Below are 387 nucleotides of genomic sequence, written 5' to 3'. Positions count from 1 at the left end.
AAGGCTCAAAATGGCGAACCGTTAAACTACATTGCACCATTGGAGTAAAACTATGCTTCACGTTAGAAACGCAAAATATCTCGACGGCTTTAAACTATGGGTAACATTTGACGATGGTACAGCTGGCGAAGTCAATTTAGAAAACAAACTATCTGGCAGTGTCTTTGAACCGCTAAAGGACTCTTCTTTTTTCTCTAAAGTTGCTGTTGACCCAGAATTAGAGACAGTGGTTTGGCCGAATGGTGCCGACCTGGCACCTGAGTTCTTGAAACGTCACATAACAAAGCGCTAAAGTTCACTCCCTCCGGTCGCTGGGACGCTAACATGTGGGCTGACTCACTTCGTTCGGATTTTAGCCCACATGCTAGCGCCCCTTAGCTTTAAGTT

1 protein-coding gene is annotated in these 387 nt (G+C 45.2%); it reads left to right on the top strand.

Features of this window, described 5'->3' with window-relative positions:
• The first annotated feature begins 52 nt into the window (after nt 1-52).
• Nucleotides 53-292: a DUF2442 domain-containing protein gene (locus tag ACTRWF_RS19700; RefSeq protein ID WP_196897248.1), complete on the top strand. Its 240-nt coding sequence runs from the start codon at nt 53-55 to the stop codon at nt 290-292.
• Nucleotides 293-387: the final 95 nt, after the last annotated feature.

It is taken from the genome of Alteromonas sp. G5_S2_22_S1 (assembly GCF_054968525.1).
This window is presented reverse-complemented; position numbering and strand designations above follow the sequence as displayed.